Below are 23,110 nucleotides of genomic sequence, written 5' to 3'. Positions count from 1 at the left end.
AGGGAGCTTGCTCCCGTTCGAGTGCGCAGCGCTCGCAGTTTTTTGGGGCCGCTTCGCAGCCCAGCGGGAGCAAGCTCCCTCGCCACAAAGGCCGGACAAGTGTTGATTAAAATTTGTAACCCAAACCAACCATGTAAATGAACGGGTCCACATCGACGTCGACCTTGGCCCGGGTACCCGGTGCGACGGCGTTGTTTTCCACGGTCGCGGTGGTGTCGATGTCGATGTAGCGCACCTGGGCGTTGATCATTACGTTTTCGGTCAGCATGTAATCGGCACCGACCTGCCAGGCCAGCCCCCAGGAGTTTTCCGCCTTGAAGTTGCTGAAGCCGTTGGCGGCGGCTTCGCTGCCGACGTGCTCGTCGTAGATCCAGGTGTAGTTGATACCGCCGCCGATGTACGGCTGGAACGCGGACTTGGAATCCAGTGGGTAGTAGACCAGGCTCAGGGTCGGCGGCAGGTGTTTGAGGGTGCCGAGTTTGCCGTTGGCGGCGCCGAGGGCGGTGCCTTTGAGCTTCACGTCATGCTCGAACGGCGAGGCCGCGAGCAGTTCGATCCCCAGGTTGTTGGTGATCATGTAGGCGAAGTTCAAGCCCAGTTGGGTGTCGCTGCTCATGGTGGCCTTGCCACCCAGATCGGCGCCCTTCAGCGGGCCTTGATCGACCTTGACGCTGGAGCTGTCGGCTTCCGGGTTGACGGTGATCGCACCGGCCCGAACGATGATGTCACCGGCGGTGTGGGCATGGGCGAGCGGGGCTGCGAGCGCGAGGGCGAACAGCGAAGCGCAGAGCTTGGACTTGTGCATGGGGGCTCCAAAGGACGTTAAAAATGTTCGATGTCCAATGGTAGGGATCCAACTGATACGGTCTTTTGATTCAGCTCAATGAAACAGTGATGGCCTTGATTTTTGCGCAACCTTGATGGCCTCTTCGCGGGCAAGCCTCGCTCCTACGGGGCTTGCGTGGCCTCTGTAGGAGCGAGGCTTGCCCGCGAAGGCGTCCTCACTATCAAAACAAAACTACCGGTCACTCCGGCAGCTCATACACATAAATCTTGTCCGCCTCCATCTGATACCCGGCATCCGCCAACTCGCTGGTGGATGCTTTCACCTGCAACGCCCCTTCGATCCAGTACGGCTGATACAGCTCATCAAGCTTCACGCCGACTTCGCTTTTGACATGCACGATCTGGTTCGACGGTGGCGGCGGCACATGGATGCAGGCGCCGAAATATGGCACCAGCAGAAACTCCGTGGTGCGGCCTTCTTCGCTGACTTCCAGCGGCACGATGTACCCCGGTAAACGAATGTTCTTGCCGTCGAGGCTCTTCACCACCGGCGCATTCGGCATGTCCTGCTTGGCGGCCGGGGCCGATTCTGCGGACAACGCATCGCTCATCTTCGACAGGTCATGCAGCGGCGTCATGTTCGGCACTTCTGGCGCCGCATCCGGCGGGATCATTTCCGACCAGGTCAGGTCCTTCGGCTCGGCCGCCCACAGCGGAAGGGCAACCAGCATCAATAGCGCAAGCACAGCGCGGGGCATCATTAACGTCCTCATAGTCGGATCGACAGGCCATCGGCCAAGGATTGGCGATAAGCACGCCAGGCCGGCACGCTGCCCATCAGCAGCGCGGCGATCAGGATGCCACCGAGCAGCGTCCATTCATATTCACTCGGCCAGGCCAGCGGCAAGTACAAGCCGTAATTCGCCTGCACGTAACCCTGCGCCACAGCGATGCACACATACAGCAGCGCCACACCGGCAATTACTCCGGACAACGCCAGGGCAAAGGCTTCCAGCACCAGCAAGGTCGCGATGTGCCACGGCCGAGCGCCGACCGAGCGCAGAATCGCCATCTCGCGGCGCCGCTCGTTGAGGCTGGTGAGAATCGCCGTGAGCATGCCGATCAACCCGGTGAGCACGACGAACAGCGAGACGACGAACAAGGCTTTTTCCGCCGTGCTCATCAAACTCCACAGCTCTTGCAATGCCACACCCGGCAGGATCGCCAGCATCGGTTCGCCACGGAATTCGTTGATCTCCCGTTGCAGCGCAAACGTCGAAATCTTGCTGTTGAGGCCGAGCATGAACGCAGTGATCGCTTGTGGTGTCAGGTCCATGTTGCGCGCCTGGTCGGCACTGATCCGGCCATTACCGCGCGCCGGAACGCCGTTGTGCCAGTCGACGTGAATCGCTTCCATCCCGCCGAGGCTGATATGCAGCGTGCGGTCCACCGGGGTGCCGGTGCGTTTGAGAATGCCGACCACGGTGAATGGTTTGTCGTCGTGTTTGACCAGGCTGATCACCGCTACGCCATGGGCTAACACCAGTTTGTCGCCGAGCTTGTAATGCAGTGCATCGGCCACTTCGGCGCCGAGCACCACTTCGAATGGATCGCTGGCGAAGGCGCGGCCGTCGGCCAGTTCGAGGTGCTGTCGATGGCCGTACTGGTAATGCTCGAAGTACGCCCCGGTGGTGCCCATCACCCGATATCCGCGATGGGAATCGCCGAGGGACATCGGGATCGCCCACTTCACTTTCGGGTTGTTGGCGAAATGTTCAAAGCTGTCCCAGCGGATGTTGTTGGTGGCGTTGCCGATGCGGAACACCGAATAAAGCAGCAGGTTCACCGAGCCGGAACGCGCGCCGACGATCAGGTCGGTGCCGCTGATGGTGCTGGCGAAACTGGCCTTGGCCTCGGTGCGCACCCGCTCCACGGCCAGCAACAGGCAGACCGACAGGGCGATGGCGAACGCGGTAAGGATCGCGGTGAAGCGACGGTTAGCCAGGCTGGCCATGGCTAGACGAAACAAATACATCTCAAACCTCGGACGGGGTGGCGGCGCGATTGAGATCGGCCAGCGACAGGTGGCGATCGAACAGCGGCGCGAGGCTCTGGTCATGGCTGACAAACAACAGGCTCGACCCGGCTTCTCGGCATTCGGCGAACAACAGGCGAATGAAGTTCTCGCGGGCGTCGTAGTCCAGCGCCGAGGTCGGTTCGTCGGCGATCACCAGTTCCGGCTGACCGATCAACGCGCGCGCTGCGGCGACCCGTTGCTGCTGGCCGATGGACAGCGAATCGGCGCGGCGGCTGAGGATGTTTTCATCCTTCAGGCCCAAGTGGGCGAGCAGGGTGGCCGCGGCTTGATCGACGCTGCCGTGTCGCTGTTTCGCCCGTTCGGCACGCAGCTTGGAGAAGTGGCAGGGCAGCTCGACGTTCTCGCGTACCGAGAGAAACGGCAGCAAGTTGAACTGCTGGAAGATGTAGCCGGTGTGATCGACGCGGAAGTGGTCGCGGGCACCGGCAGAGAGTTCGGTCAACTCCTGGCCAAGCAGGCGAATACTGCCGCGATCAGGCTTTTGCACGCCGCCGAGCAGGCCCAGCAGAGTGGTCTTGCCGCTGCCGCTGGGGCCTTTGAGGAACAGGGTTTCACCGGGTTCCAGGCGGAACGCCGGGATGTCCAGCAACGGCGGATGCCCGGGCCAACTGAAGCCCAGGTCGGACAGTTCGATGAGTGCTTGGGTCATGGCGCCGATTTCATGGGTTTGTCTCAATTTCACATTCAACACCGATCTCCGTAGGAGCGAGGCTTGCCCGCGAAGAGGCCTTTACATTCAACAATGATGTCGACTGTCAGATCGTTTTCGCGGGCAAGCCTCGCTCCTACAGGGGATGGTGTCGGATCAGAATTTCAGGGCGGCCGCCTTGGCCGTCACTTCAACCCCTTGCTGCCCGCTCGGGCTGATCAGTTGTACCTGAATCTTCTGGGTGGCCGGGAATGTGTTGAAGATATTCGCCAGGTCCAGGGTCTTCAGTGCGCCCGGAGCCGAGCAGCTGAATTGGTAATGGGCATGGATTTCGCTGTGGTCATGGTGATGCTCATGACCATCCTTGGCCTCTTCTTCATCATGGTCATCGGCATCCGGCTTGTCACCGAACAGCGGGCTTTCCAGTTCCTGAGTCGCGACCACGCAACCGGCGGCTTTTGGCAGATTGAACAGCACCAGCGGTTTTTCCAGCTGCGCGCGGACGGCGGCGACTTTGGCCTTGTCGGCGTCGGTGGTAGCGGCGTGTTCGAAACCCACCAGGTTCATCGCCGGGCTTTCCAGCTCCAGCTCCAGAGTCTGGCCATCCAGCGCGGCATTCAGGCGACCGACGCCATGTTCGTGGGCGCTGAGGCTGCCATGTTCATCATGATCGTGATCATGCTCGACCGCCGCATGGGCGACAGCCAGCGGCAACAAGGCAAACGGCAAAGCGAGCAGCAGACGGCGCATGACGGATCTCCGGAAAGTAAAATGAAAAGTTTGTTATGTAATCTTATAACGAAAGTGCGGAGAGTTTGACCGTCTGCTTGGCGTTGCGCAAGACCCATGGGAGCATGGGAGTCAGGTATGGGCAGGAGCAGACTTATGTTGCGAATACGCGGAAGCATCGGCGACTGGCCGGTGGATTTGACACTGGAGCTCGATGAAGGCGACTGGGCGCAACTCGGTGCGCAGTTGCAGGCAGCAAAACCCGAGGCGAGTGTTGCGCCCGCCAAACCGGTGAATCAGGACGATGCGCTGTGGCAGATCGCCCAAGAGTTACTACGCAAGGCCGGACAATTGAGCGGGCCGGATTTGCTGGAGCAGCTGGAAGGATTGACGGGCAGCGCAGCGGCGGGCAAGCGCTTGTTGGTGCGCTTGCGCCACTGTGCAGGCGTCAAAGTGGTGAGCGGCGGGGATACGCCGCTGTACCACTGGATCGAGCCCGCGTAGTAATCGGGTTCACACGGACGGATCGAGTAAGCCGCAAAAAAGATCGCAGCCTTCGGCAGCTCCTACGCGGGATCTGTATTCCCCTGTAGGAGCTGCCGAAGGCTGCGATCTTTTGACGTTAATAGAGAGCAGCGAACAACTTGCGACGGTACGTGGTCACCAGCGGGTGATCGTTGCCCAGCAGTTCGAACACTTGCAGCAAGGTCTTGTGCGGCAAGCCTTCGCTGTAGCTGCGATTGCGGATGAACAGTTTTAGCAGGGCATCCAGCGCCGCGTCGTATTGCTGACGGGCCAGTTGCTGGATCGCCAGTTGATAGACGGCCTCATCGTCCTGCGGATTTTTCGCCAGACGCGCTTTCAGGTCTGCCGCATCCGGCAAATCCCTGGCCTGACCGAGGAACTGGATCTGCGCCTTGGCGCCGGCCAGGGCAGCCTTGTGCTCATCGGTCTTGACCGCGTCGAGCACGATTTGCGCTTCACCCAGTTCGCCGCGCTCAGTCAGGCAGCGGGCGTAGAGGATCAGCGCCTTGGCGTTGGTGTTGTCTTCAGCCAGCAGTACTTTGAGCGTCGCTTCGGCGTCGGCGTAGCGGCCATCATCGAACAGCGCCTGAGCCTGTTCGAACGGGTCGGCTGCAGCGGGCGGCGGCATTTGCACGTGGGGTTCGAGCATCGTGCGCACAGCCGATTCCGGTTGTGCACCGGCAAAACCGTCCACCGGCTGACCGTCCTTGAACAGCACCACAGTCGGCAGACTGCGAATGCCGAAGCGCGCAACAATGTCCTGCTCGATGTCGCAATTGACCTTGGCCAGCAGCAACTCGCCCTGATAGCTCTCGGCGATGGTTTGCAACATCGGCATCAAGGCCTTGCACGGCGCACACCATTCGGCCCAGAAATCCACCAGCACCGGTTTGTGAAAAGAGTTCTCGATCACCGACTGGTCGAAATCGGCAGTCGTGGCGTCGAAAATGTACGGCGTTTCCTGACTCATGGGCTATCTCGTAAAAGCGTGGATGGGTCAACTATAAGGCTTGGTGGGGGGTGGCCGGAAGCGGTGTGCCATTGAGAGGTGCGCTGCCCGACGGGACGCCTTCGCGGGCAAGCCTCGCTCCTACAGGGTTGGTGTCGATCTTGAAATCAGCGCGGACCTGTAGGAGCGAGGCTTGCCCGCGAAGCTTTTAGCTAGCCACGCCGCGCGTGATAGAGGCTCACATACCGAAACTCTTCGGGTTCGGCCAGATCCGGCAAGGTCATTGCCTCCAGCATTTCGATGCGCTGATACAACGGATGGCGAAAATCCCTCACGCGCGAATCCGCCACCAACGCTTCCCGGCCACGGCTGAGAAACTCGTCGAGCAACGGCAGGTTTGCCCGGTCGTACAACACGTCGGCCACCAGAATCAGATCAAACCGATCGGCCTCGGTGAAAAAGTCCGTCGAGTAGCTGAGCTGCACGCCATTGAGTTCGGCATTCGCCCGACACGCGGCAATCGCCAACGGGTCCAGGTCACAGGCCACCACTTCCAGTGCCCCGGCTTTCACCGCCGCAATCCCGGCGACCCCTGAGCCGGCGCCGAAATCCAGCACCCGTTTGCCTTCGACCCATTGCGGGTGCTCGGCGAGATAGCGAGCCACGGCCAGCCCGCTGGCCCAGCAGAAACTCCAATATGGCGGCTCGTGAAGAATCCGCCGGGTTTCTTCCGGGCTGAAGGCGCGATCCATGTTGTCGCCGTCGATCAGCCAGAGTTTCAGCTCGGTGCCGGGTAACTCACAGGCTACAAGCTGTGCATCGCCAAGCAGTTCACCCAACGCCTGTTGCAGGTCGAGCGGTGCAATCATGGCGCTTTGACGAATTGCAGCTGACCCAATGCCTGGGTGGTTGGCTGTGTGATCATTTGCGCCGGCAGATGCAGAATCAACTGCCCGGACTGGCTGGCGCGACCACGAAGCTCGACGCGGGCACCGGCCGGAAAGGACTCGGGGTTGAAACGCAGGCGAAACGGCAACACCTGATTGGTGCCGATCAGGCTGGAACTGGCGAGCAATAGTTGCGGACGATCCTTTTCGTCGATCACCAGCAACGCCAGTTCGACTTCGGCACCGGCCGGCACGCCCTGCAGAGTGCCGCTCAATTCACGTTGATAAGCCGGCAGGGGGCCGAGTTCGGTCGAGGCCTTGGCTTTCTTCTGCGCCTGTTGCGGTGCAGGGCCGGGCGTTGGCGGCTGGGGCTTGGGCGCATCGCTGCCACAGGCCACCAACAGGCTGAAAAGACTGAGCAAAATGAGTGGTCGTAAAGACATTGGCGGCTCCAGCAAGCGAAATCCATAGACAGCCAGTCTGTATACCGCAAACCCTATGGCTTGTCTTGCCACGGGGATGCGCTACCATGGCCCTCCCATTTTTTGTTGCCTGCCACCATGCACTGTCCCTTCTGCGGTGCCAACGACACCAAGGTCATCGACTCGCGTCTGGTCGCCGAGGGCGAACAGGTGCGCCGCCGGCGTGAATGCCTGGCCTGCGGCGAACGTTTCACGACGTTCGAAACCGCTGAACTGGTGTTGCCGCGCCTGATCAAAACCGACGGCAGTCGCCAGCCGTTCGACGAAGAAAAACTCCGTGCCGGTATGCAGCGGGCGCTGGAGAAGCGCCCGGTGAGTGTCGAGCGCCTCGAATCGTCGCTGGTGCACATCAAACACAAGCTGCGCGCCACCGGCGAACGCGAGGTCAAATCCCTCGTGGTCGGCGAACTGGTGATGGCCGAGCTGAAGAAGCTTGATGAAGTCGCCTATATCCGCTTCGCTTCGGTGTACCGACGCTTCCAGGACCTCAACGAGTTCCGCGAAGAGATCGATCGCCTCGCCCGTGAGCCGGTGAAAGAATGACCACACCTCCCGAACAAGCCATCCTCGATGCGCATTACATGGCCCGGGCCCTGGAACTGGCGCGCAAAGGTCATTACACGACGCATCCCAACCCCCGGGTTGGCTGCGTGGTGGTGCGTGACGGGCAGATTGTCGGCGAAGGTTGGCATGTGCGCACCGGCGAACCGCACGCCGAAGTCCACGCCCTGCGCGTCGCTGGCGACAAGGCGCGGGGCGCCACGGCTTACGTGACCCTCGAACCTTGCAGCCACCACGGCCGTACGCCGCCCTGCGCCGATGCGCTGGTGAATGCCGGTGTGGCGCGCGTCGTTGCGGCGATGCAGGACCCGAACCCGGAAGTCGCCGGTCGCGGTCTGCAGCGTCTGGCCCAGGCCGGTATCGCCACTGAAAGCGGCGTGCTGGAAGGCGAGGCGCGCAAGCTCAATCAAGGCTTCCTCAAACGTATGGAACATGGCTTGCCGTTCGTGCGGGTCAAGTTGGCGATGAGCCTCGACGGTCGCACGGCGATGGAAAGCGGCGAGAGCCAGTGGATCACCGGGCCGGCGGCGCGTTCGGCGGTACAGCGTTTGCGCGCCCAGGCCAGCGTGGTGCTGACCGGCGCCGACACGGTACTGGCGGACAATGCGCGCTTGACCGTACGTGCCGACGAGTTGGGTCTGGACGCTGAACAAACGGCCTTGGCCATGAGCCGTCCGCCGCTTCGTGTGCTGATCGACGGTCGCCTGCGGGTGCCTCTGAATGCACCGTTCTTCAAGGCCGGTCCGGCGCTGGTCGCCACGTGTGTCGCGGTGGAAGAACAGTACGCCAACGGCCCGGAATGCCTGATCGTGCCGGGCGACGATGGCCAGGTCGATCTGCATCAGTTACTGGTCGAACTCGCCAACCGTGGCGTCAATGACGTGCTGGTCGAGGCCGGCCCACGACTGGCTGGCGCGTTTGCCCAGCTCGGGCTGGTGGATGAGTTTCAGATATTCATTGCCGGCAAGTTTCTCGGCTCCTCGGCCCGACCCTTGCTGGACTGGCCACTGGCGCAGATGAAAGACGCGCCCGAGCTCAAAATCACCGAAATCCGCGCGGTTGGCGATGACTGGCGAGTCACTGCCATCCCTGTGCCATCGGCGAGCGTATAATTCCTGGCCATTGCTCTAGCGCTGGCTCTGTTCTCGAGGAGGACTCCATGTTTACCGGCATCATCGAATCCATCGGCAGTATTCGCGCATTGACCCCAAAAGGCGGAGATGTGCGGGTTTACGTAGAAACCGGCAAGCTCGACCTGAGCGACGTAAAGCTGGGCGACAGCATTGCCGTCAATGGCGTGTGCCTGACCGCGGTTGAATTGCCGGGCAATGGCTTTGCGGCAGACGTCAGTCGCGAAACCCTCGATTGCACCGCCATGAATGACTTGAAAAGCGGCAGCCCGGTCAACCTGGAAAAAGCCCTGACCCCGACCACCCGTCTCGGCGGGCATCTGGTCAGTGGTCACGTCGATGGCGTGGGCGAAGTGGTTGCCCGTACCGAGAATGCCCGCGCTGTGGAATTCCGCATCCGTGCCCCGAAAGACCTGGCCAAGTACATCGCCCATAAAGGCTCGATCACCGTCGACGGCACCAGCCTGACCGTGAACGCAGTCGATGGCGCCGAGTTCTTGCTGACCATCATTCCGCACACCCTGAGCGAAACCATCATGGCGTCGTACCAGCCAGGTCGCCGGGTGAATCTTGAAGTCGACTTGCTGGCACGTTATCTGGAACGCCTGCTTTTAGGCGATAAAGCCGCAGAGTCTGACTCTTCGCAAAGGCCGTCCAGTAACATCACCGAAAGCTTTCTGGCCCAAAACGGCTACCTCAAATCCTGAAGCTCAAATTTCGAAAGAAGGGGGGTGCCTTGTGGCGCTCAATAGCATCGAAGAACTGGTTGAAGACATCCGCCAAGGCAAGATGGTCATCCTCATGGATGACGAAGACCGCGAGAACGAAGGCGACCTGATCATGGCCGCCGAGTGCTGCCAGCCTGAACACATCAACTTCATGGCCAAGCACGCTCGTGGCCTGATCTGCATGCCGATGAGCCGCGAACGCTGCGAACTGCTCAAGCTGCCGTTGATGGCGCCACGCAACGGTTCCGGTTTCGGCACCAAGTTCACCGTGTCCATCGAAGCCGCCGAAGGCGTGACCACCGGTATCTCCGCGGCCGACCGTGCGCGTACCGTGCAAGCCGCTGCCGCCAAAGACGCCAAGGCTGAAGACATTGTCAGCCCCGGCCACATCTTCCCGCTGATGGCCCAGGCCGGCGGTACGCTGGCCCGCGCCGGTCACACTGAAGCTGCCTGCGACCTGGCGCGCATGGCCGGTTTCGAGCCGAGCGGTGTGATCTGCGAAGTGATGAACGACGACGGCACCATGTCCCGTCGTGCCGAACTCGAAGCCTTTGCCGCCGAACACAACATCAAGATCGGCACCATCGCCGACCTGATTCACTACCGGATGATCCACGAACGTACCGTTCAGCGGATTGCCGAGCAGCCGCTGGACAGCGAATTGGGCCAGTTCAACCTGGTGACCTATCGTGATTCGGTGGAAGGCGATGTGCACATGGCCCTGACCCTGGGCACCGTGTGCGCCGAAGAGCCGACGCTGGTCCGGGTACACAACATGGACCCGCTGCGAGACCTGTTGATGGTCAAGCAACCAGGCCGCTGGAGCCTGCGCGCCGCCATGGCTGCGGTTGCCGAGGCTGGCAGTGGCGTGGTGCTGTTGCTCGGTCACCCGCTCGATGGCGACGTATTGCTGGCGCACATTCGCGAAACCGCGGATCACAGCGCAGTGAAAAAACCGACCACTTACAGCATCGTCGGTGCCGGTTCACAGATCCTTCGCGACCTGGGCGTGCGCAAAATGCGCCTGATGAGTGCGCCGATGAAATTTAATGCGATATCCGGTTTCGATCTGGAAGTTGTAGAATACGTGCCCTCCGAATAATGACCGGCAATTTGCGGGCCTGTATTCGCGGTTAACACATCACTGAGGGACGCGTAGAAAACGCGTCCCGGCTCTTTAAGAGATCTAACGAATGACCCTGAAGACCATCGAAGGTACCTTCATCGCCCCTAAAGGCCGCTACGCTTTGGTAGTGGGCCGTTTCAACAGCTTCGTCGTTGAAAGCCTGGTCAGCGGTGCAGTTGATGCCCTGGTTCGCCATGGCGTGAGCGAAAGCGACATCACCATCATCCGTGCGCCTGGCGCCTTCGAAATCCCGCTGGTTGCGCAGAAAGTCGCTCAGAAGGGCGAGTTCGCGGCAATCATCGCCCTGGGCGCAGTCATTCGTGGCGGTACTCCGCACTTCGAATACGTGGCGGGCGAATGCACCAAGGGCCTGGCCCAGGTGTCCATGGAGTTCGGCGTACCGGTCGCTTTCGGCGTACTGACCGTTGATTCCATCGAACAAGCCATCGAACGTTCCGGCACCAAGGCCGGTAACAAAGGTGCTGAAGCTGCCCTGTCCGCTCTGGAAATGGTCAGCCTGCTGGCGCAGTTGGAGGCCAAGTGATTAGCGACGAAAGCGATCGTTTCAACCCGCGCGATCCAAAGCCTGCGGATGCCGGCAAGCCATCGAAAAGCGTCAAGCGTCGCGAAGCCCGTCAGCTCGCGACTCAGGCGCTGTACCAATGGCACATGGCCAAGCAGTCGCTGAACGAGATCGAAGCGCAGTTTCGGGTCGATAACGATTTCAGCGATGTCGACGGCGCCTACTTCCGTGAAATCCTGCATGGGGTTCCGGCTCAGAAGGACCGGATCGATGCCGCACTGGCGCCATGCCTGGACATCACCATCGAAGAGCTGGACCCGGTTGAACTGGCGGTTCTGCGCCTGTCCACCTGGGAGCTGCTCGAGCGCGTTGATGTGCCGTACCGCGTTGTGATCAACGAAGGTATCGAACTGGCCAAGGTCTTCGGTTCCACCGACGGCCACAAGTTCGTCAACGGCGTGCTCGACAAGCTGGCCCCGCGTCTGCGTGAAGCTGAAGTGAAGGCGTTCAAGCGCTGATCGGCGCTTGCAGTGTCCTGTCTCGCCGATACGTTCGTTTTTTGGCGAGTGGCTGGTGTTGCCAGACAAGGCGCCGCGACGAGTCATAGCTGGCTATGGCGAGGAGCGGCAACGCAGTATGGCGACACCAGACGCCGTAAAAAAATGAACAGTATTGGTGAGACAGGACACCCAATGGGCGAGTTTGAGCTGATCCGCAATTTCTTCGCCGCCGCACCTTGTGCGCAGGGCGGCGAAGGCGTTGCTCTGGGGATCGGCGACGACTGCGCCTTGCTGGCTGTTCCCCCCGGGGAGCAGTTGGCAATTTCCACCGACACGCTCGTGGCCGGTGTGCATTTCGCAGACCCCTGTGACCCGTTTCTGCTCGGTCAGCGCTCGCTGGCTGTGGCGGTCAGTGACCTGGCCGCCATGGGCGCCGCTCCCATTGCCTTTACCCTTGCCCTGACCTTGCCGACGGTGACCACCGATTGGCTGGAAGCCTTCGCCCGTGGTTTGAACCTCATGGCGCAAAATTGCGGCGTGGCGCTGGTGGGTGGCGATACCACCCGCGGGCCGTTGAGCCTGACCATGACTGTGTTCGGTCGGGTGCCGGTCGGCCTGGCGTTGACCCGCAGCGGCGCACAGCCGGGCGATTTGTTCTGCGTGGGCGGTGAGTTGGGGAACGGCGCGGGTGCATTGCCGTTGGTACTCGGTCAGCGAATGGCTGACGCGGCCATTGCTGATCCGTTGCGCGCCCATTACTGGTCGCCGCAACCGCAGCTGGGTCTGGGCATGGCGTTGCGCGGCAGAGCCACGGCGGCGCTGGATATCTCCGACGGGCTGCTCGCCGACTGTGGGCATATTGCCCTGGCGTCGAAAGTCGGGGTTCAGGTGGAGCGCAGTAAGCTGCCGTTGTCGAAGGCGCTGCTGGCCTTCCTCGGTCAGTCCGACGCTGAGCAAGCCGCCCTCAGTGGCGGTGACGATTACGTGCTGGCCTTCACCTTGCCGCCCGCCGAGTTGCCATCGTTGCTGGCGGACGGCTGGTCGATCCATGTGCTTGGGCGGGTCGTAGCGGGGCAGGGCGTGACACTGCTGGACGCCGACGGACACGACATCACCCCGTCAATCCGGGGCTATCAACATTTTCGGGAGACACCGTGACAGATCATCCCAAACAGGTCCCGGCGGAGTTCGTACCGCCGTCGGTCTGGCGCAACCCTTGGCATTTCCTGGCGTTCGGCTTCGGCTCGGGCACCCTGCCAAAAGCGCCGGGCACCTGGGGTTCGTTAGTGGCGTTACCCTTCATTCCGTTGTGGCAGATGCTGCCCGATTGGGGCTATTGGCTGATGCTCGGCATCACCATGCTGTTCGGCTTCTGGCTGTGCGGCAAGGTCGCCGATGATTTGCGCGTGCACGACCATGAAGGCATCGTCTGGGACGAAATGGTCGGGATGTGGATCACCCTGTGGCTGGTACCGGAAGGCTGGTATTGGTTGCTGGCGGGGTTCCTGATGTTCCGCTTCTTCGACATCCTCAAGCCCTGGCCGATTCACTGGATCGACCGGCATGTGCACGGTGGGGTCGGGATCATGCTCGACGACGTGCTGGCAGGCGTATTTGCGTGGTTGGCGATGCAAGGGCTGGTGTGGTTTCTCGTCTGAGGCGCCAAGTGAGAGAACCGGGGATAGCGCGACGCGGGTTGCTGCTGATGGTTTTCGCGGTGTTTTGCTCGCTCGCCCGGGCGGAGGATGCACCGACGACGCCCTCCGTGATTCACCTCGCCAGCGAAGCCTGGGAAGACTTTACCGCCGCCGATGGTCAGGGTTTGGGCTGGGAGGTGTTACGCAAAGTCTTCGAGCCGGCGGGCGTAAAACTGGATATTCGAACCGAACCTTATACGCGCGCCATGGGCTTGGCCCAGCGTGGGGAAGTGGACGCTTGTGTCGGTTCTTATCGGGAGGAGGCGAGCGACCTGCTTTATCCACGATGGAATTTCGATACCGACCACATCTACGCCTTGGGCTTGGCCAGCAATCCGGCGCCGACCCTGGATACCTTGGGCCGCTACCGATTGGCCTGGGTACGCGGCTACAAATATCAGGCTTATCTACCCAATGTGCAGCGCTATAACGAAGTCGTGCGGCGGACGGGAATTGCGTCCATGCTGACCCACAATCGCGCCGACTATTACATCGATGCACTGACTGAAGTCGATTACGTCCTTAGCCGAGTCACGGACACGTCGCAGTTTCGCCGCACGCATATCGCGGAATTACCGCTTTACCTGTGCTTCGCCGATACACCTCGGGCTCGCACGTTGATGGCGCTGTTCGATCAGCGCATGGAAGTGCTGGTAAAAAACGGCCAGTTGAAACCGATTTTCGCAAAGTGGAAACAGCCGTACCCGTTTGACACAGAATAAGTACGGTGAATGTGGGAGCGGGCTTGCTCGCGAAAGCGGTGTGACAGTCACAATGATTTTGAATGTGGAACCGTCTTCGCGAGCAAGCCCGCTCCCACAGGGTTGTTGGCTTGGCCTCTTGATCAAACTTTTTGATCGTTATGCCCCATAATTCAGCCTAAGCGTCTGTAGGAACGTGCTGTTACAATGCCGCCTCTGCGAATCTTCAGTACTTATAGATCAGGAGCACACCGGTGCCTGTCGTTTTTGTCGCCGCTTCCAAGCTGCCAACGCCTTTTGCGCAATTCACCATGCATGGCTTTCTCGACGAAGAGAACGGGCGCGAGCACGTCGTACTGAGCCTGGGTGAGTTTGCCGACGGTGCTCCGGTACTCGGCCGGTTGCACTCCGAATGCCTGACCGGCGATGCCTTGTTCAGCCAGCGCTGCGACTGCGGTTCGCAACTCGAGGCAGCCCTGCAGGCGATCGCCCGTGAAGGCCGTGGCGTGTTGCTCTACTTGCGTCAGGAAGGTCGCGGCATTGGCCTGCTGAACAAGATCCGCGCCTATGAATTGCAGGATGGCGGTGCAGACACCGTTGAAGCCAACGAGCGTCTGGGTTTTGCCGCCGACCAGCGCGACTACGCCATGTGCCTGCCGATGCTGGAGCACCTGGGCGTGAAGTCCCTGCGTCTGATGACCAACAACCCACGCAAGGTCAAAGCCTTGACCGACATGGGCATCGTGGTTGCCGAGCGCGTGCCGTTGCACACCGGGCACAACCCACACAACAAACTCTATCTGGCCACCAAGGCCAGCAAGCTCGACCATATGATGGGCAACGAGCATCAGGGCGAGGTTGACCGGGCGTGACCCGCGGTCAGGTACGGCGGCGACTGTCCGTCAATTGGTGGCAATACCTGGCGCTGGCTTTGGTGCCGCTGTTCGTGGTCAATGGTGTATTCGGCCAGAGCGAGGCGATTTTGCCGGTACTGGCGATGCCATTGTTCATCGCCGGTGTGGCGTCGATGTTTGTCAGCCTGAAGTTCTTTGGCGGTTACAAGCACGCACTGATCGCTACCCAGAAAGCCCTCGACACTCCTGAAGAACCCAGCGCCTGGATTGCCCTGGCCGCGAAACGCCGTGCTGCGTTTCTGGTCGCCGGCCTGCCCGCCTGGATTGGTGCGCTGGCGGTATTCGTAGGTCTTGAAGCCGTTCCATTGGTGCTGCTGGCGCTGTCGACCACGGTGCTGTTCTACCTCTACCGTATCCCGCGTCAACTCGGCTGATGCGCAGCATCTGGCTGGCAGTGTCGCTGCTGGCTGTCAGCGGTTCGGCGGCTGCGGTTGAACGGGTCGTCAGTCTGGCGCCGTCGCTTTCTGAGATTGTCGTTGAGCTGAACTCGGCTGACCTTCTGGTCGGTGTGCTGGATGCTGGCGAACGTCCCGCTGAACTCAAAGACATTCCTTCTGTTGGCAACTACGGCCAGTTGGACATGGAGCGATTGCTCAGCCTCAAACCCGATCTATTGCTGTTGTGGCCGGGCAGTGTGGGGCCGGTCCAGCGTGAGCAGCTCAAACGGCTGAACATTCCCACCTATGTCGCCGAACCCCACAACCTCGAACAACTTGCCTCCCAGATTGAAGTGATCGCTACGCAGCTCGGAAGACCGGAGCGTGGCGTTTCATTGGCCGAAAATCTGCGTCAACGACTCGACTCCCTGCGCCAGCGTTATCGAAGGGATGAACCGTTACGGGTGTTTTATCAAGTCTGGGATCGCCCGCTGTACACCGTGGGCGGTGGGCAGATCATCAGCGATGCTCTAGCGGTGTGCGGGGCGCGCAATGTGTTTGCCGATCTGACACAGCCTGCTCCGCAGATCAGTGTGGAGGCGGTGTTGCAGCGCAATCCCGAGGTGATTCTGGCCAGTGATCAGGCGCAGCTCGATGCGTGGAAGAGCTGGCCTCAGGTAACGGCGGTGGCGCAGGGGCAATTGCTGCTGGTGACGGACAAAGGCCTGGAGCGGCCGAGTGGGCAGATGATCGAAGCGACTGCCAAGTTGTGCCAAGTGATCGCGCCGGACCGTTGAGACCGAGGCGCGGCCTTCGCGGGCAAGCCTCGCTCCTACAGGATTGGAGTTATTCAATTTTTTTGATCGACTCAAACCCGTAGGAGCGAGGCTTGCCCGCGAAGAGGCCCGCCTGAACACCGCTGATCTCTGGTCAAAACCCTGGCGTCCAGGTCACCCCGAACATCCACGCCCGGCCTTCCTCACGATACCCATACTGACTGCCATCATGGCTGTACAACGCCCGGCTGTAGCCCTTGTCCAGCAGGTTATCGACCTTCAATTCCAGCTTGATCTCGCGATTCAGCGCCCAACTGCTGCGCAACCCCAACAACGCATACCCGCCTAACGGCTGCTGATTGTTCTCGTCGTCATAACTACTGCTCACCGCTTGCCAACTGGCACCGAGGCCGAGCCGGTCGAACTGCCGATCCAGGTCCAGGCTCAACGTCCGCCGTGCACGACGGGCGAGGGTGTGGCCGCTGTCGCGATCCCGCGGGTCGATGATTGCCAGGCCAAGGTTGCTCTGCCAGCCGAACAGCTCTTGTTTCAAGGCCGCTTCGAAACCGTTGATCCGCGCCGAAGCGACGTTTGCCGGGCGGTTGTTGCTGCCGAAAATAATTGCGTCTTGCAGATCGGTGCGATACAGCGAAGCTTCCAGACGACTGCTCTGCGTCAGCTGACTGCGCCATTGCAACTCATAACTTTTCGAGGTTTCGGGTTTCAAATCCGGATTGCTGAAATCCGGGTAGTACAGGTCGTTGAAGGTCGGCGCGCGGAAGCCTTCGCTGTAGGTCAACAGCACATCGTTGTCCGGGTTCAGCGGCAGTGTGAACGTGCCGCTCCAGCTGTTCTGGCTGCCGAACTGCTGATTCTGGTCGCGACGCAGGCCCAGTTCGGTAGAAAAGCTGTCGGCTTGATAGCGATGCTGGATAAACGCTGCACGGTTCCAGCGGCTGTCTTCGTCGAACGCAGTGCTGCTGTTGATTCGGTCTTCGTACCAGTCGCCGCCGAGGATCAGGCTGTTGCGTTCATTCAGGGTCAGGTCGTTTTGCCAATTCACCGAATCGCGGTAGGTGTTGAACACGCTGCGCTCATCGCTGAGCTTGTCGAGCGTCTTCTCACGGTTTTCGCTATGGCCGAACTCGACGCGGGTTTTCCAGGCGTCGTTGATGCGCGCATCGACGTAACTGCTGACGCTGCTCACAGAGAACTTGCTGTAGGGTTGCTGCTGGACCGATTTGAAGGTGTTCATGTCGAAGCGGCCGAACGGATTATCGAAGGCACTTTTGCCCTGGTTATCCAGCAGATTGGCGCCGACTTCGATGTCATCGGTGAGGGCGTGACTCAGGCTAAAGCTGACCGACTTATTGCGGTATTCATCGTGATCGCCATCACTGGGCCAAGACTGGTGAGTGCGATTGATGCCTGCCGTTTCATCGAGGCTGGCACCGAGATTGAAGCGGGTCTGCGCGTCGCCGCCAGACAATCCAAGGCTGCGTTCCCAGGTCTGATTGCTGCCAACCCCCACGTGCATGCGGGGTTGCAAGCCCTGTTCGCCACCACGGCGGGTGAAGATCTGGATCACCCCGCCAATCGCATCGCTGCCGTAAATCACTGAACGCGAACCACGCAGCACTTCCACGCGCTCGACCTGTTCGATGTTGATGTGTTGCAGGTTGCTGTCGCCGGAGGTCGAGTTGCCGATGCGCTGGCCGTCGACCAGCGCCAGACTTTGCGCCGACTTGGTACCACGAATGTAAACCCCCGGCAGACTGCCGCGCCCGCCAGTTTGCCCGACCTGTACGCCCGGTACCCGGCGCAGCAGGTCAGTGACACTGCTCGGCTGCAGACGGTCGATGTCGTCGCGGGTGAACACGGTGTTGGCGGCGCTGCTGTCGTTGCGCGCTTCGACCTGACGGTTGGCGCTGATCAGCACGTCCGGCAGTTTCAGGGCCTGGTCGCGTTCGAAGGTGTCGGCCAAGAGTTGGCCGGCCGGCAGGAGGGTCAGCGCCAGGGCGAGGCGGGGGAGTTTCATGGGTAGTCCGTTGACGCTCTAAAGCGAATACATTTTTATGAGGTTGCACAAAACCAATGTGGGAGCGGGCTTGCTCGCGAATGCGCTGTGTCAGTCAACATTGATGCCGACTGACGCACCGCATTCGCGAGCAAGCCCGCTCCCACAGGGTTTTGCATGTAGCCAGAGGATTAGATATTCAGCAGCTGCAGGCGCTGACGCACCGCTTCTTCGATCCCCGCCTCATCCAGCCCACACTCCGCCAGCATTTGCGCAGGCTTGGCGTGCTCGACGTAGATGTCCGGCAAGCCCAGGTGCAGCACCGACTTGAGGATGTTTTCGCGGGCGAGAAACTCGCTGACCGCGCCACCGGCACCGCCCATGATGGCGTTCTCTTCGACGGTCACCAGCAGTTCGTGACTGCCAGCGATTTCGCGAACCAGTGCTTCGTCGAGCGGTTTGACGAAACGCATGTCGACCACGGTCGCATCCAGCTTCTCGGCGACTTTCAGTGCCTCGGCCAGTTGCACGCCGAATACCAGCAGGGCGACTTTGTTGCCCTGACGGCGGACGACACCCTTGCCGATTTCAATCGGTTCGAGGTCTTTCGCGATCGGCGCATTCGGGCCGGTGCCGCGTGGATAACGCACTGCCGCCGGGCCGTCGTACAGGTGGCCGGTGCTGAGCATTTTACGCAATTCGTTTTCGTCGCTCGGGGTCATCACCAGCATGCCGGGGATGCAACGCAGGAACGACAGGTCGAAGCTACCCGCGTGCGTCGGGCCGTCTTCGCCCACCAGGCCTGCACGGTCGATGGCGAACAGCACGTCAAGGTTTTGCACCGCCACATCATGCACAAGCTGGTCGTATGCGCGTTGCAGGAAGGTCGAATAGATCGCCACCACCGGTTTTGCGCCTTCGCAGGCCATGCCGGCGGCGAGGGTCACGGCGTGTTGCTCGGCAATCGCCACGTCGAAATAGCGCTCCGGGAAGCGCTCGCTGAAGGCCACCAGGTCGGAGCCTTCCTTCATCGCCGGGGTAATCCCGACCAGACGCGGATCGACCGCGGCCATGTCGCACAGCCATTCACCGAACACACCGGAATACTTCGGCCCGCCGGCTTTCTTCGGCGGGTTGGCCGGGGCGTCCAGGGGTTCGAGTTTGGTGATGGCGTGGTAACCGATCGGGTCGACTTCCGCCGGAGCGAAGCCTTTGCCTTTTTTGGTGACCACGTGCAGGAATTGCGGGCCTTTCAGATCGCGCATGTTGCGCAGGGTGGCGATCAGGGTCGGCAGGTCGTGGCCATCGATCGGGCCGATGTAATTCCAGCCCAGCTCTTCGAACAGCGTGCCCGGGACCAGCATGCCTTTGGCGTATTCTTCGGTACGACGGGCGATTTCCCAGGCGCCGGGCAGGCGCGACAGGACCTTTTTGCTGCCTTCGCGCATGCTCGCGTAGGTGCGGCTGGAAAGGATTTTCGCCAGATAGTTCGACAGCCCGCCGACGTTGCGCGAAATCGACATGTCGTTGTCGTTGAGGATTACCAGCATGTTGGCGTCCACTTCCGGCGCGTGGTTCAGCGCCTCGAAGGCCATGCCGGCGGTCAGTGCGCCGTCGCCGATCACCGCGATCGCCTTGCGATCACTGTGTTGCAGGCGGGCGGCAATCGCCATGCCCAGCGCTGCGCTGATCGAGGTGCTGGAGTGGCCGACGCCAAAGGTGTCGTACTCGCTCTCGGAACGCCGCGGGAAGGCGGCAACGCCGTCCTTCTGGCGCAGGGTGCTCATGCGCTCGCGACGGCCGGTGAGGATTTTGTGCGGATAGGCCTGATGACCCACGTCCCACACCAACCGGTCATCCGGGGTGTCGAAGACGTAATGCAACGCGATGGTCAGCTCGATGACGCCCAGGCCGGCACCGAAATGCCCACCGGTCTGACCGACCGTGTAGAGCAATTCCAGGCGCAACTCATCAGCCAGGGTTTCCAGCTCGGCTTCGCCTAACCGGCGCAGGCCGTCCGGCGTGTTGGCACGGTCGAGCAGGGGCGTGGTCGGGCGCTTGCGGGGAATCTCATGAAACGTCGTGGGCATCAGGCGAATCGTTATAGGTATAAAAGATGCGGCAGTTTACCTGATGCATCGCCCCCTGCCCACGCGTTGGTTTTTTTTGGCGGATACGCCGTCAGCTGCGGCGATCGACGATGTACCGGGCCAGATCGCGCAATGGCTCGGCCGCCGCGTCAAACGGTCGCAGCGCGTGCAGGGCCTGATCGCGCAGTTCCAGGGCATAGGCCTTGGCCGCATCGAGACCGAGCAGTGCCGGGTAGGTCGGCTTGTCCCGAGCGATATCGGCGCCCTGGCGCTTGCCGAGGGTTTCGGTGTCACTTTCAACGTCGAGAATGTCGTCCTGGACCTGAAATGCCAGACCGATGGCCTGTGCATAACTCTGCAGGGACTTCAGTTCGTCCTTGGCGGCGTGACCGCTGGCCAGGGCACCAAGCTTGACGCTGACTTCGATCAACGCGCCGGTCTTGTGCCGGTGCATGTATTCAAGGGCTTTTTGATCGAGCTTCAGGCCCACCGAACCGAGATCGATAGCTTGCCCTCCGACCATGCCCGCCGGACCGGCTGCCAACGCCAGGGCGCTGACCATCTGCAGACGGGTTTCGGCGTCGCAACTGCTAAGGCGTGGGTCGAGCAAAGCGCTGAAGGCCAGGCTCTGCAAACCGTCACCGGCGAGGATTGCGCAGGCTTCATCGAATTTTTTATGCGTAGTCGGCTGGCCGCGACGCAGATCGTCGTCGTCCATGGCTGGCAAATCATCGTGCACCAGCGAATAGGCGTGGATAAGTTCAACTGCACAGGCTGCGCCGTTGGCTTGCCCGGCCTTGCCGCCCAACGCCTCACACGCGGCATAAGCCAGCAACGGACGCACGCGCTTGCCGCCGTTCATCACGCTGTAGCGCATGGCTTCGTAAAGGCGTGCGAGCTCGGGGCTCGGCGCGTTGAACAGGGTTTCCAGTGCAGAATTGACGCGAGCCTGGCTGGTCGCCGAATACGCCGCAATCATTCTGGCTGATCCGCGTCGAAGGGTTCCTCGGCCAGCTCACCATCACGCTCGAGCAGCACTTGAACCTTCAGCTCGGCCTGCGCCAGCGCCGCCTGGCAATCGCGGGTCAGCCCGATGCCCTGCTCGAAAGCGGTCAGCGAGTCTTCCAGCGACAATTCGCCGTTCTCCAGACGCTCCACCAGCGTTTGCAGGTCGGCGAGAGATTGTTCGAAATCCAGTGCAGCTTTTTTGCGGGCCATGGCGGCTATTTCCGGTTGACGTTAAACCGGCGCGACACTAGCAGACATAGGGGTTATGGGCAAATGAGCGGGGCGTTTCGGACAATGGTTTTTGGGCGTCAATACGGCCGCTGTGGTGAGGGGGCTTGCCCTAAAGCCGGTAAGTTAAACCATTTCAGCAGCGACGCACTCTTTGTAGCAGCTGGCGAAGCCTACGTTCGGCTGCGCTGCAGTCGTAAAGTCAGAGATTGCGGTACGCCAGACAGACTGCATTAGCCGGGTTCACGACTGCTGCGCAGCCGAACGCAGGCTTCGCCAGCTGCTACAGATCGCATTACGGCTTAACTCATCGAGTGCAATGTCGATCATGATTAATCTGTTGAGTCATCGGGATAGCTGATTTGATATCGAGTACTGCGCCCGCCGCCGGGCAGGCGTTTCAGGCAGCCCTTCTCCAGCAGTTCGGCCAGATGACGGGTTGCGGTGGCTTTGGAAACCTTTGCCACTGCCTGATATTGAGCGGCGCTGATGCCGTTATCGAAACCTCGTTCCCCACCATCGAGCAAGCGATTCAGTACTTTGGTCTGCTCGGTCGACAGTCCGGATTCCCGATGTGCCTGCCAGAAACGCACCTTGCCCAGTACCGACTCAATCCGCGTCATGGCCTGCTGCAAGCTACGCAGCAAAGTCTGAAGAAACCACTCCAGCCATTCGGTGATATCCATCGTGGCTTTCTGACTGGTTTCCAGCACTCGGTAATAGCCAGAACGATCATCCAGAATGCTCGCCGACATGGCGTAGAAACGGATGGCCTGAGCCTCACCCTGAGCCAGGGCCAGATCAGTGATCGTTCGCGTCAGGCGACCGTTGCCATCGTCGAAAGGATGCAACGTCACAAACCAGAAATGTGCGACGCCGGCCCTCAGCAAAGGGTCGAGTCCGACTTGATTTCGGCTGGCTTCAAACCAGGTCAGGAAGGTTTCGAGTTGTCGTTCAAGACCAAGGCGAGGCGGCGCTTCGAAGTGAACGGTCGGCCTGTCGAGGCGCCCGGACACCACTTGCATCGGCTCGTCGCCGCGCAAGGCTCCGACACGGATCGATCGGGCCGCAAGATCAGTGTCTTGCTCAGGAAACAGCCATTTATGCCAATCCAGCAATCGAACCAATGTCAGTGGTTCAGCGAAATGCCGGGTGGCATCGAGCATCAATTGCGCAAGGCCCTCACTGCGCTGGCTCACCTTATCGCCATTGACCAGGTCCAACCCCAACCGTCGCGCCAGAGAGGAGCGTACGGAGCCAACATTAAGCTGTTCACCCTCGATAGCGGACGAGGTCACGATGTTCTGCAACAACGCATCCAGTTCGTTTTGCGCGCTCAACGAACTGCCTACCGAACTGGCCATCCCCATCAACCGACCCTGCGCCTGAACGCAGTCGCGCAACAGTGGCGCCAAACGCTCGGCTTGCCATTGAAAGTTAGGCCAATCAGGCTGCTGCCAGATCCAGTGAGGTGCCATGGAATCGGTGCTCTTGGAATGAGTGAGCCGATTAAAAATGCTATTCGGCTCATATAGTGAGCCGAATATGACGCCTATTCGGCTCACCGTCCAGTTGTCGGACAGCTTGTCGCCTCACGTGCGGCTGCGACTGAATCGTGCAACATGTGGG

26 protein-coding genes are annotated in these 23,110 nt (G+C 60.7%); 13 read left to right on the top strand and 13 right to left on the bottom strand.

All coding sequences use genetic code 11. The features are described 5' to 3' along the window. Positions 1-106 precede the first annotated feature (106 nt). The 5 genes from KW837_RS24495 to KW837_RS24475 all read right to left on the bottom strand — a co-directional run bounded on the left by KW837_RS24495 (position 107) and on the right by KW837_RS24475 (position 4,283). Entirely contained in the window at positions 107-805 is a 699-nt protein-coding gene (locus tag KW837_RS24495) for an OmpW family protein (protein WP_218398888.1), read from the bottom strand. Between the two features lie 220 nt (positions 806-1,025). Continuing rightward, on the bottom strand, positions 1,026-1,544 hold the full coding sequence (locus KW837_RS24490) for a DUF3299 domain-containing protein (protein WP_123720598.1): 519 nt from the start codon (positions 1,542-1,544) through the stop codon (positions 1,026-1,028). A gap of 11 nt (positions 1,545-1,555) precedes the next feature. Then, positions 1,556-2,821: an ABC transporter permease gene (locus KW837_RS24485; protein ID WP_218398887.1), complete on the bottom strand. Its 1,266-nt coding sequence runs from the start codon at positions 2,819-2,821 to the stop codon at positions 1,556-1,558. 1 nt (position 2,822) lies between these two features. Beyond that, entirely contained in the window at positions 2,823-3,533 is a 711-nt protein-coding gene (locus tag KW837_RS24480) for an ABC transporter ATP-binding protein (protein WP_218398886.1), read from the bottom strand. Positions 3,534-3,689: 156 nt separating this feature from the next. Beyond that, positions 3,690-4,283 carry a DUF2796 domain-containing protein gene (locus KW837_RS24475; protein ID WP_218398885.1) on the bottom strand — a complete coding sequence of 198 codons (594 nt, stop codon included), beginning with the start codon at positions 4,281-4,283 and terminating at the stop codon, positions 3,690-3,692. A gap of 135 nt (positions 4,284-4,418) precedes the next feature. Here KW837_RS24475 and KW837_RS24470 point away from each other — a divergent pair, with 135 nt between their 5' ends. Then, on the top strand, positions 4,419-4,766 hold the full coding sequence (locus KW837_RS24470) for a hypothetical protein (RefSeq protein ID WP_218398884.1): 348 nt from the start codon (positions 4,419-4,421) through the stop codon (positions 4,764-4,766). A gap of 118 nt (positions 4,767-4,884) precedes the next feature. Here KW837_RS24470 and trxA read toward each other — a convergent pair whose 3' ends face one another. From trxA to KW837_RS24455, 3 genes are all read right to left on the bottom strand, one after another. Continuing rightward, positions 4,885-5,757, bottom strand: coding sequence for a thioredoxin (gene trxA, locus KW837_RS24465; RefSeq protein ID WP_007906841.1), 873 nt, complete (start codon positions 5,755-5,757; stop codon positions 4,885-4,887). 191 nt (positions 5,758-5,948) lie between these two features. After that, positions 5,949-6,605 carry a methyltransferase gene (locus tag KW837_RS24460; protein WP_218398883.1) on the bottom strand — a complete coding sequence of 219 codons (657 nt, stop codon included), beginning with the start codon at positions 6,603-6,605 and terminating at the stop codon, positions 5,949-5,951. Further along, the gene (locus KW837_RS24455; protein ID WP_218398882.1) at positions 6,602-7,066 is read right to left on the bottom strand and encodes a YbaY family lipoprotein; all 465 of its coding nucleotides are present in this window, start codon (positions 7,064-7,066) and stop codon (positions 6,602-6,604) included. Before KW837_RS24455 ends, KW837_RS24460 begins: the two co-directional genes overlap by 4 nt. A 117-nt stretch (positions 7,067-7,183) precedes the next feature. On the opposite strand from KW837_RS24455, the gene nrdR reads away from it, so the two are divergent. The 12 genes from nrdR to KW837_RS24395 all read left to right on the top strand — a co-directional run bounded on the left by nrdR (position 7,184) and on the right by KW837_RS24395 (position 16,159). Beyond that, complete coding sequence (nrdR, locus tag KW837_RS24450; RefSeq protein WP_007906838.1) at positions 7,184-7,648, top strand: transcriptional regulator NrdR; 465 nt, start codon at positions 7,184-7,186, stop codon at positions 7,646-7,648. Further along, the gene (gene ribD, locus KW837_RS24445; RefSeq protein WP_218398881.1) at positions 7,645-8,778 is read left to right on the top strand and encodes a bifunctional diaminohydroxyphosphoribosylaminopyrimidine deaminase/5-amino-6-(5-phosphoribosylamino)uracil reductase RibD; all 1,134 of its coding nucleotides are present in this window, start codon (positions 7,645-7,647) and stop codon (positions 8,776-8,778) included. The genes nrdR and ribD overlap by 4 nt, the downstream gene beginning before the upstream one ends. 47 nt (positions 8,779-8,825) lie before the next feature. Then, positions 8,826-9,503 (top strand): riboflavin synthase, encoded by a 678-nt coding sequence (locus KW837_RS24440; protein WP_123498508.1) that lies wholly within the window; start codon positions 8,826-8,828, stop codon positions 9,501-9,503. Between the two features lie 31 nt (positions 9,504-9,534). After that, positions 9,535-10,626 carry a bifunctional 3,4-dihydroxy-2-butanone-4-phosphate synthase/GTP cyclohydrolase II gene (ribBA, locus tag KW837_RS24435; protein ID WP_007906834.1) on the top strand — a complete coding sequence of 364 codons (1,092 nt, stop codon included), beginning with the start codon at positions 9,535-9,537 and terminating at the stop codon, positions 10,624-10,626. Between the two features lie 91 nt (positions 10,627-10,717). Continuing rightward, a complete protein-coding gene (ribE, locus tag KW837_RS24430; protein ID WP_003228649.1) occupies positions 10,718-11,194 on the top strand; it encodes a 6,7-dimethyl-8-ribityllumazine synthase in 477 nt (158 codons plus the stop codon). After that, a complete protein-coding gene (gene nusB, locus KW837_RS24425; RefSeq protein ID WP_007906833.1) occupies positions 11,191-11,691 on the top strand; it encodes a transcription antitermination factor NusB in 501 nt (166 codons plus the stop codon). Before ribE ends, nusB begins: the two co-directional genes overlap by 4 nt. 174 nt (positions 11,692-11,865) lie before the next feature. Further along, positions 11,866-12,831, top strand: coding sequence for a thiamine-phosphate kinase (gene thiL, locus KW837_RS24420; protein ID WP_218398880.1), 966 nt, complete (start codon positions 11,866-11,868; stop codon positions 12,829-12,831). Next, positions 12,828-13,331 carry a phosphatidylglycerophosphatase A gene (locus tag KW837_RS24415; RefSeq protein ID WP_218398879.1) on the top strand — a complete coding sequence of 168 codons (504 nt, stop codon included), beginning with the start codon at positions 12,828-12,830 and terminating at the stop codon, positions 13,329-13,331. The genes thiL and KW837_RS24415 overlap by 4 nt, the downstream gene beginning before the upstream one ends. 47 nt (positions 13,332-13,378) lie before the next feature. Next, a complete protein-coding gene (locus tag KW837_RS24410; protein WP_185022182.1) occupies positions 13,379-14,092 on the top strand; it encodes an ABC transporter substrate-binding protein in 714 nt (237 codons plus the stop codon). A gap of 233 nt (positions 14,093-14,325) precedes the next feature. Beyond that, complete coding sequence (gene ribA, locus KW837_RS24405) at positions 14,326-14,943, top strand: GTP cyclohydrolase II (protein ID WP_007906827.1); 618 nt, start codon at positions 14,326-14,328, stop codon at positions 14,941-14,943. After that, positions 14,940-15,359, top strand: a complete 420-nt coding sequence (locus KW837_RS24400) for an MFS transporter (RefSeq protein WP_123498512.1) — start codon at positions 14,940-14,942, stop codon at positions 15,357-15,359. Before ribA ends, KW837_RS24400 begins: the two co-directional genes overlap by 4 nt. Continuing rightward, positions 15,359-16,159 carry a cobalamin-binding protein gene (locus KW837_RS24395; RefSeq protein ID WP_218398878.1) on the top strand — a complete coding sequence of 267 codons (801 nt, stop codon included), beginning with the start codon at positions 15,359-15,361 and terminating at the stop codon, positions 16,157-16,159. Before KW837_RS24400 ends, KW837_RS24395 begins: the two co-directional genes overlap by 1 nt. A gap of 133 nt (positions 16,160-16,292) precedes the next feature. On the opposite strand, the gene KW837_RS24390 is transcribed toward KW837_RS24395, so the two are convergent. From KW837_RS24390 to KW837_RS24370, 5 genes are all read right to left on the bottom strand, one after another. Next, positions 16,293-18,176: a TonB-dependent receptor domain-containing protein gene (locus KW837_RS24390; RefSeq protein ID WP_218398877.1), complete on the bottom strand. Its 1,884-nt coding sequence runs from the start codon at positions 18,174-18,176 to the stop codon at positions 16,293-16,295. Positions 18,177-18,346: 170 nt separating this feature from the next. Further along, the gene (dxs, locus tag KW837_RS24385; RefSeq protein ID WP_218398876.1) at positions 18,347-20,245 is read right to left on the bottom strand and encodes a 1-deoxy-D-xylulose-5-phosphate synthase; all 1,899 of its coding nucleotides are present in this window, start codon (positions 20,243-20,245) and stop codon (positions 18,347-18,349) included. Positions 20,246-20,336: 91 nt separating this feature from the next. Further along, positions 20,337-21,224 (bottom strand): (2E,6E)-farnesyl diphosphate synthase, encoded by an 888-nt coding sequence (gene ispA, locus KW837_RS24380; RefSeq protein WP_218398875.1) that lies wholly within the window; start codon positions 21,222-21,224, stop codon positions 20,337-20,339. Beyond that, positions 21,221-21,463 carry an exodeoxyribonuclease VII small subunit gene (locus KW837_RS24375; protein WP_074871257.1) on the bottom strand — a complete coding sequence of 81 codons (243 nt, stop codon included), beginning with the start codon at positions 21,461-21,463 and terminating at the stop codon, positions 21,221-21,223. Before KW837_RS24375 ends, ispA begins: the two co-directional genes overlap by 4 nt. 350 nt (positions 21,464-21,813) lie before the next feature. Next, complete coding sequence (locus tag KW837_RS24370; protein ID WP_218398874.1) at positions 21,814-22,959, bottom strand: Fic family protein; 1,146 nt, start codon at positions 22,957-22,959, stop codon at positions 21,814-21,816. Positions 22,960-23,110 lie beyond the last annotated feature (151 nt).

The organism is Pseudomonas sp. PDM24 (assembly GCF_019218905.1).
GTDB lineage: Bacteria > Pseudomonadota > Gammaproteobacteria > Pseudomonadales > Pseudomonadaceae > Aquipseudomonas.
The sequence above is the reverse complement of the archived record's forward strand: the minus strand, read 5'-3'. Positions and strand labels throughout refer to the sequence as shown.

Coding starts and splice junctions, on each gene's coding strand:
- KW837_RS24495 (WP_218398888.1), bottom strand. CDS start 805: ATGCACAAGTCCAAGCTCTGCGCTTCGCTGTTCGCCCTCGCGCTCGCA.
- KW837_RS24490 (WP_123720598.1), bottom strand. CDS start 1,544: ATGCCCCGCGCTGTGCTTGCGCTATTGATGCTGGTTGCCCTTCCGCTG.
- KW837_RS24485 (WP_218398887.1), bottom strand. CDS start 2,821: ATGTATTTGTTTCGTCTAGCCATGGCCAGCCTGGCTAACCGTCGCTTC.
- KW837_RS24480 (WP_218398886.1), bottom strand. CDS start 3,533: ATGACCCAAGCACTCATCGAACTGTCCGACCTGGGCTTCAGTTGGCCC.
- KW837_RS24475 (WP_218398885.1), bottom strand. CDS start 4,283: ATGCGCCGTCTGCTGCTCGCTTTGCCGTTTGCCTTGTTGCCGCTGGCT.
- KW837_RS24470 (WP_218398884.1), top strand. CDS start 4,419: ATGTTGCGAATACGCGGAAGCATCGGCGACTGGCCGGTGGATTTGACA.
- trxA (WP_007906841.1), bottom strand. CDS start 5,757: ATGAGTCAGGAAACGCCGTACATTTTCGACGCCACGACTGCCGATTTC.
- KW837_RS24460 (WP_218398883.1), bottom strand. CDS start 6,605: ATGATTGCACCGCTCGACCTGCAACAGGCGTTGGGTGAACTGCTTGGC.
- KW837_RS24455 (WP_218398882.1), bottom strand. CDS start 7,066: ATGTCTTTACGACCACTCATTTTGCTCAGTCTTTTCAGCCTGTTGGTG.
- nrdR (WP_007906838.1), top strand. CDS start 7,184: ATGCACTGTCCCTTCTGCGGTGCCAACGACACCAAGGTCATCGACTCG.
- ribD (WP_218398881.1), top strand. CDS start 7,645: ATGACCACACCTCCCGAACAAGCCATCCTCGATGCGCATTACATGGCC.
- KW837_RS24440 (WP_123498508.1), top strand. CDS start 8,826: ATGTTTACCGGCATCATCGAATCCATCGGCAGTATTCGCGCATTGACC.
- ribE (WP_003228649.1), top strand. CDS start 10,718: ATGACCCTGAAGACCATCGAAGGTACCTTCATCGCCCCTAAAGGCCGC.
- thiL (WP_218398880.1), top strand. CDS start 11,866: ATGGGCGAGTTTGAGCTGATCCGCAATTTCTTCGCCGCCGCACCTTGT.
- KW837_RS24410 (WP_185022182.1), top strand. CDS start 13,379: ATGGTTTTCGCGGTGTTTTGCTCGCTCGCCCGGGCGGAGGATGCACCG.
- KW837_RS24395 (WP_218398878.1), top strand. CDS start 15,359: ATGCGCAGCATCTGGCTGGCAGTGTCGCTGCTGGCTGTCAGCGGTTCG.
- KW837_RS24390 (WP_218398877.1), bottom strand. CDS start 18,176: ATGAAACTCCCCCGCCTCGCCCTGGCGCTGACCCTCCTGCCGGCCGGC.
- dxs (WP_218398876.1), bottom strand. CDS start 20,245: ATGCCCACGACGTTTCATGAGATTCCCCGCAAGCGCCCGACCACGCCC.
- ispA (WP_218398875.1), bottom strand. CDS start 21,224: ATGATTGCGGCGTATTCGGCGACCAGCCAGGCTCGCGTCAATTCTGCA.
- KW837_RS24375 (WP_074871257.1), bottom strand. CDS start 21,463: ATGGCCCGCAAAAAAGCTGCACTGGATTTCGAACAATCTCTCGCCGAC.
- KW837_RS24370 (WP_218398874.1), bottom strand. CDS start 22,959: ATGGCACCTCACTGGATCTGGCAGCAGCCTGATTGGCCTAACTTTCAA.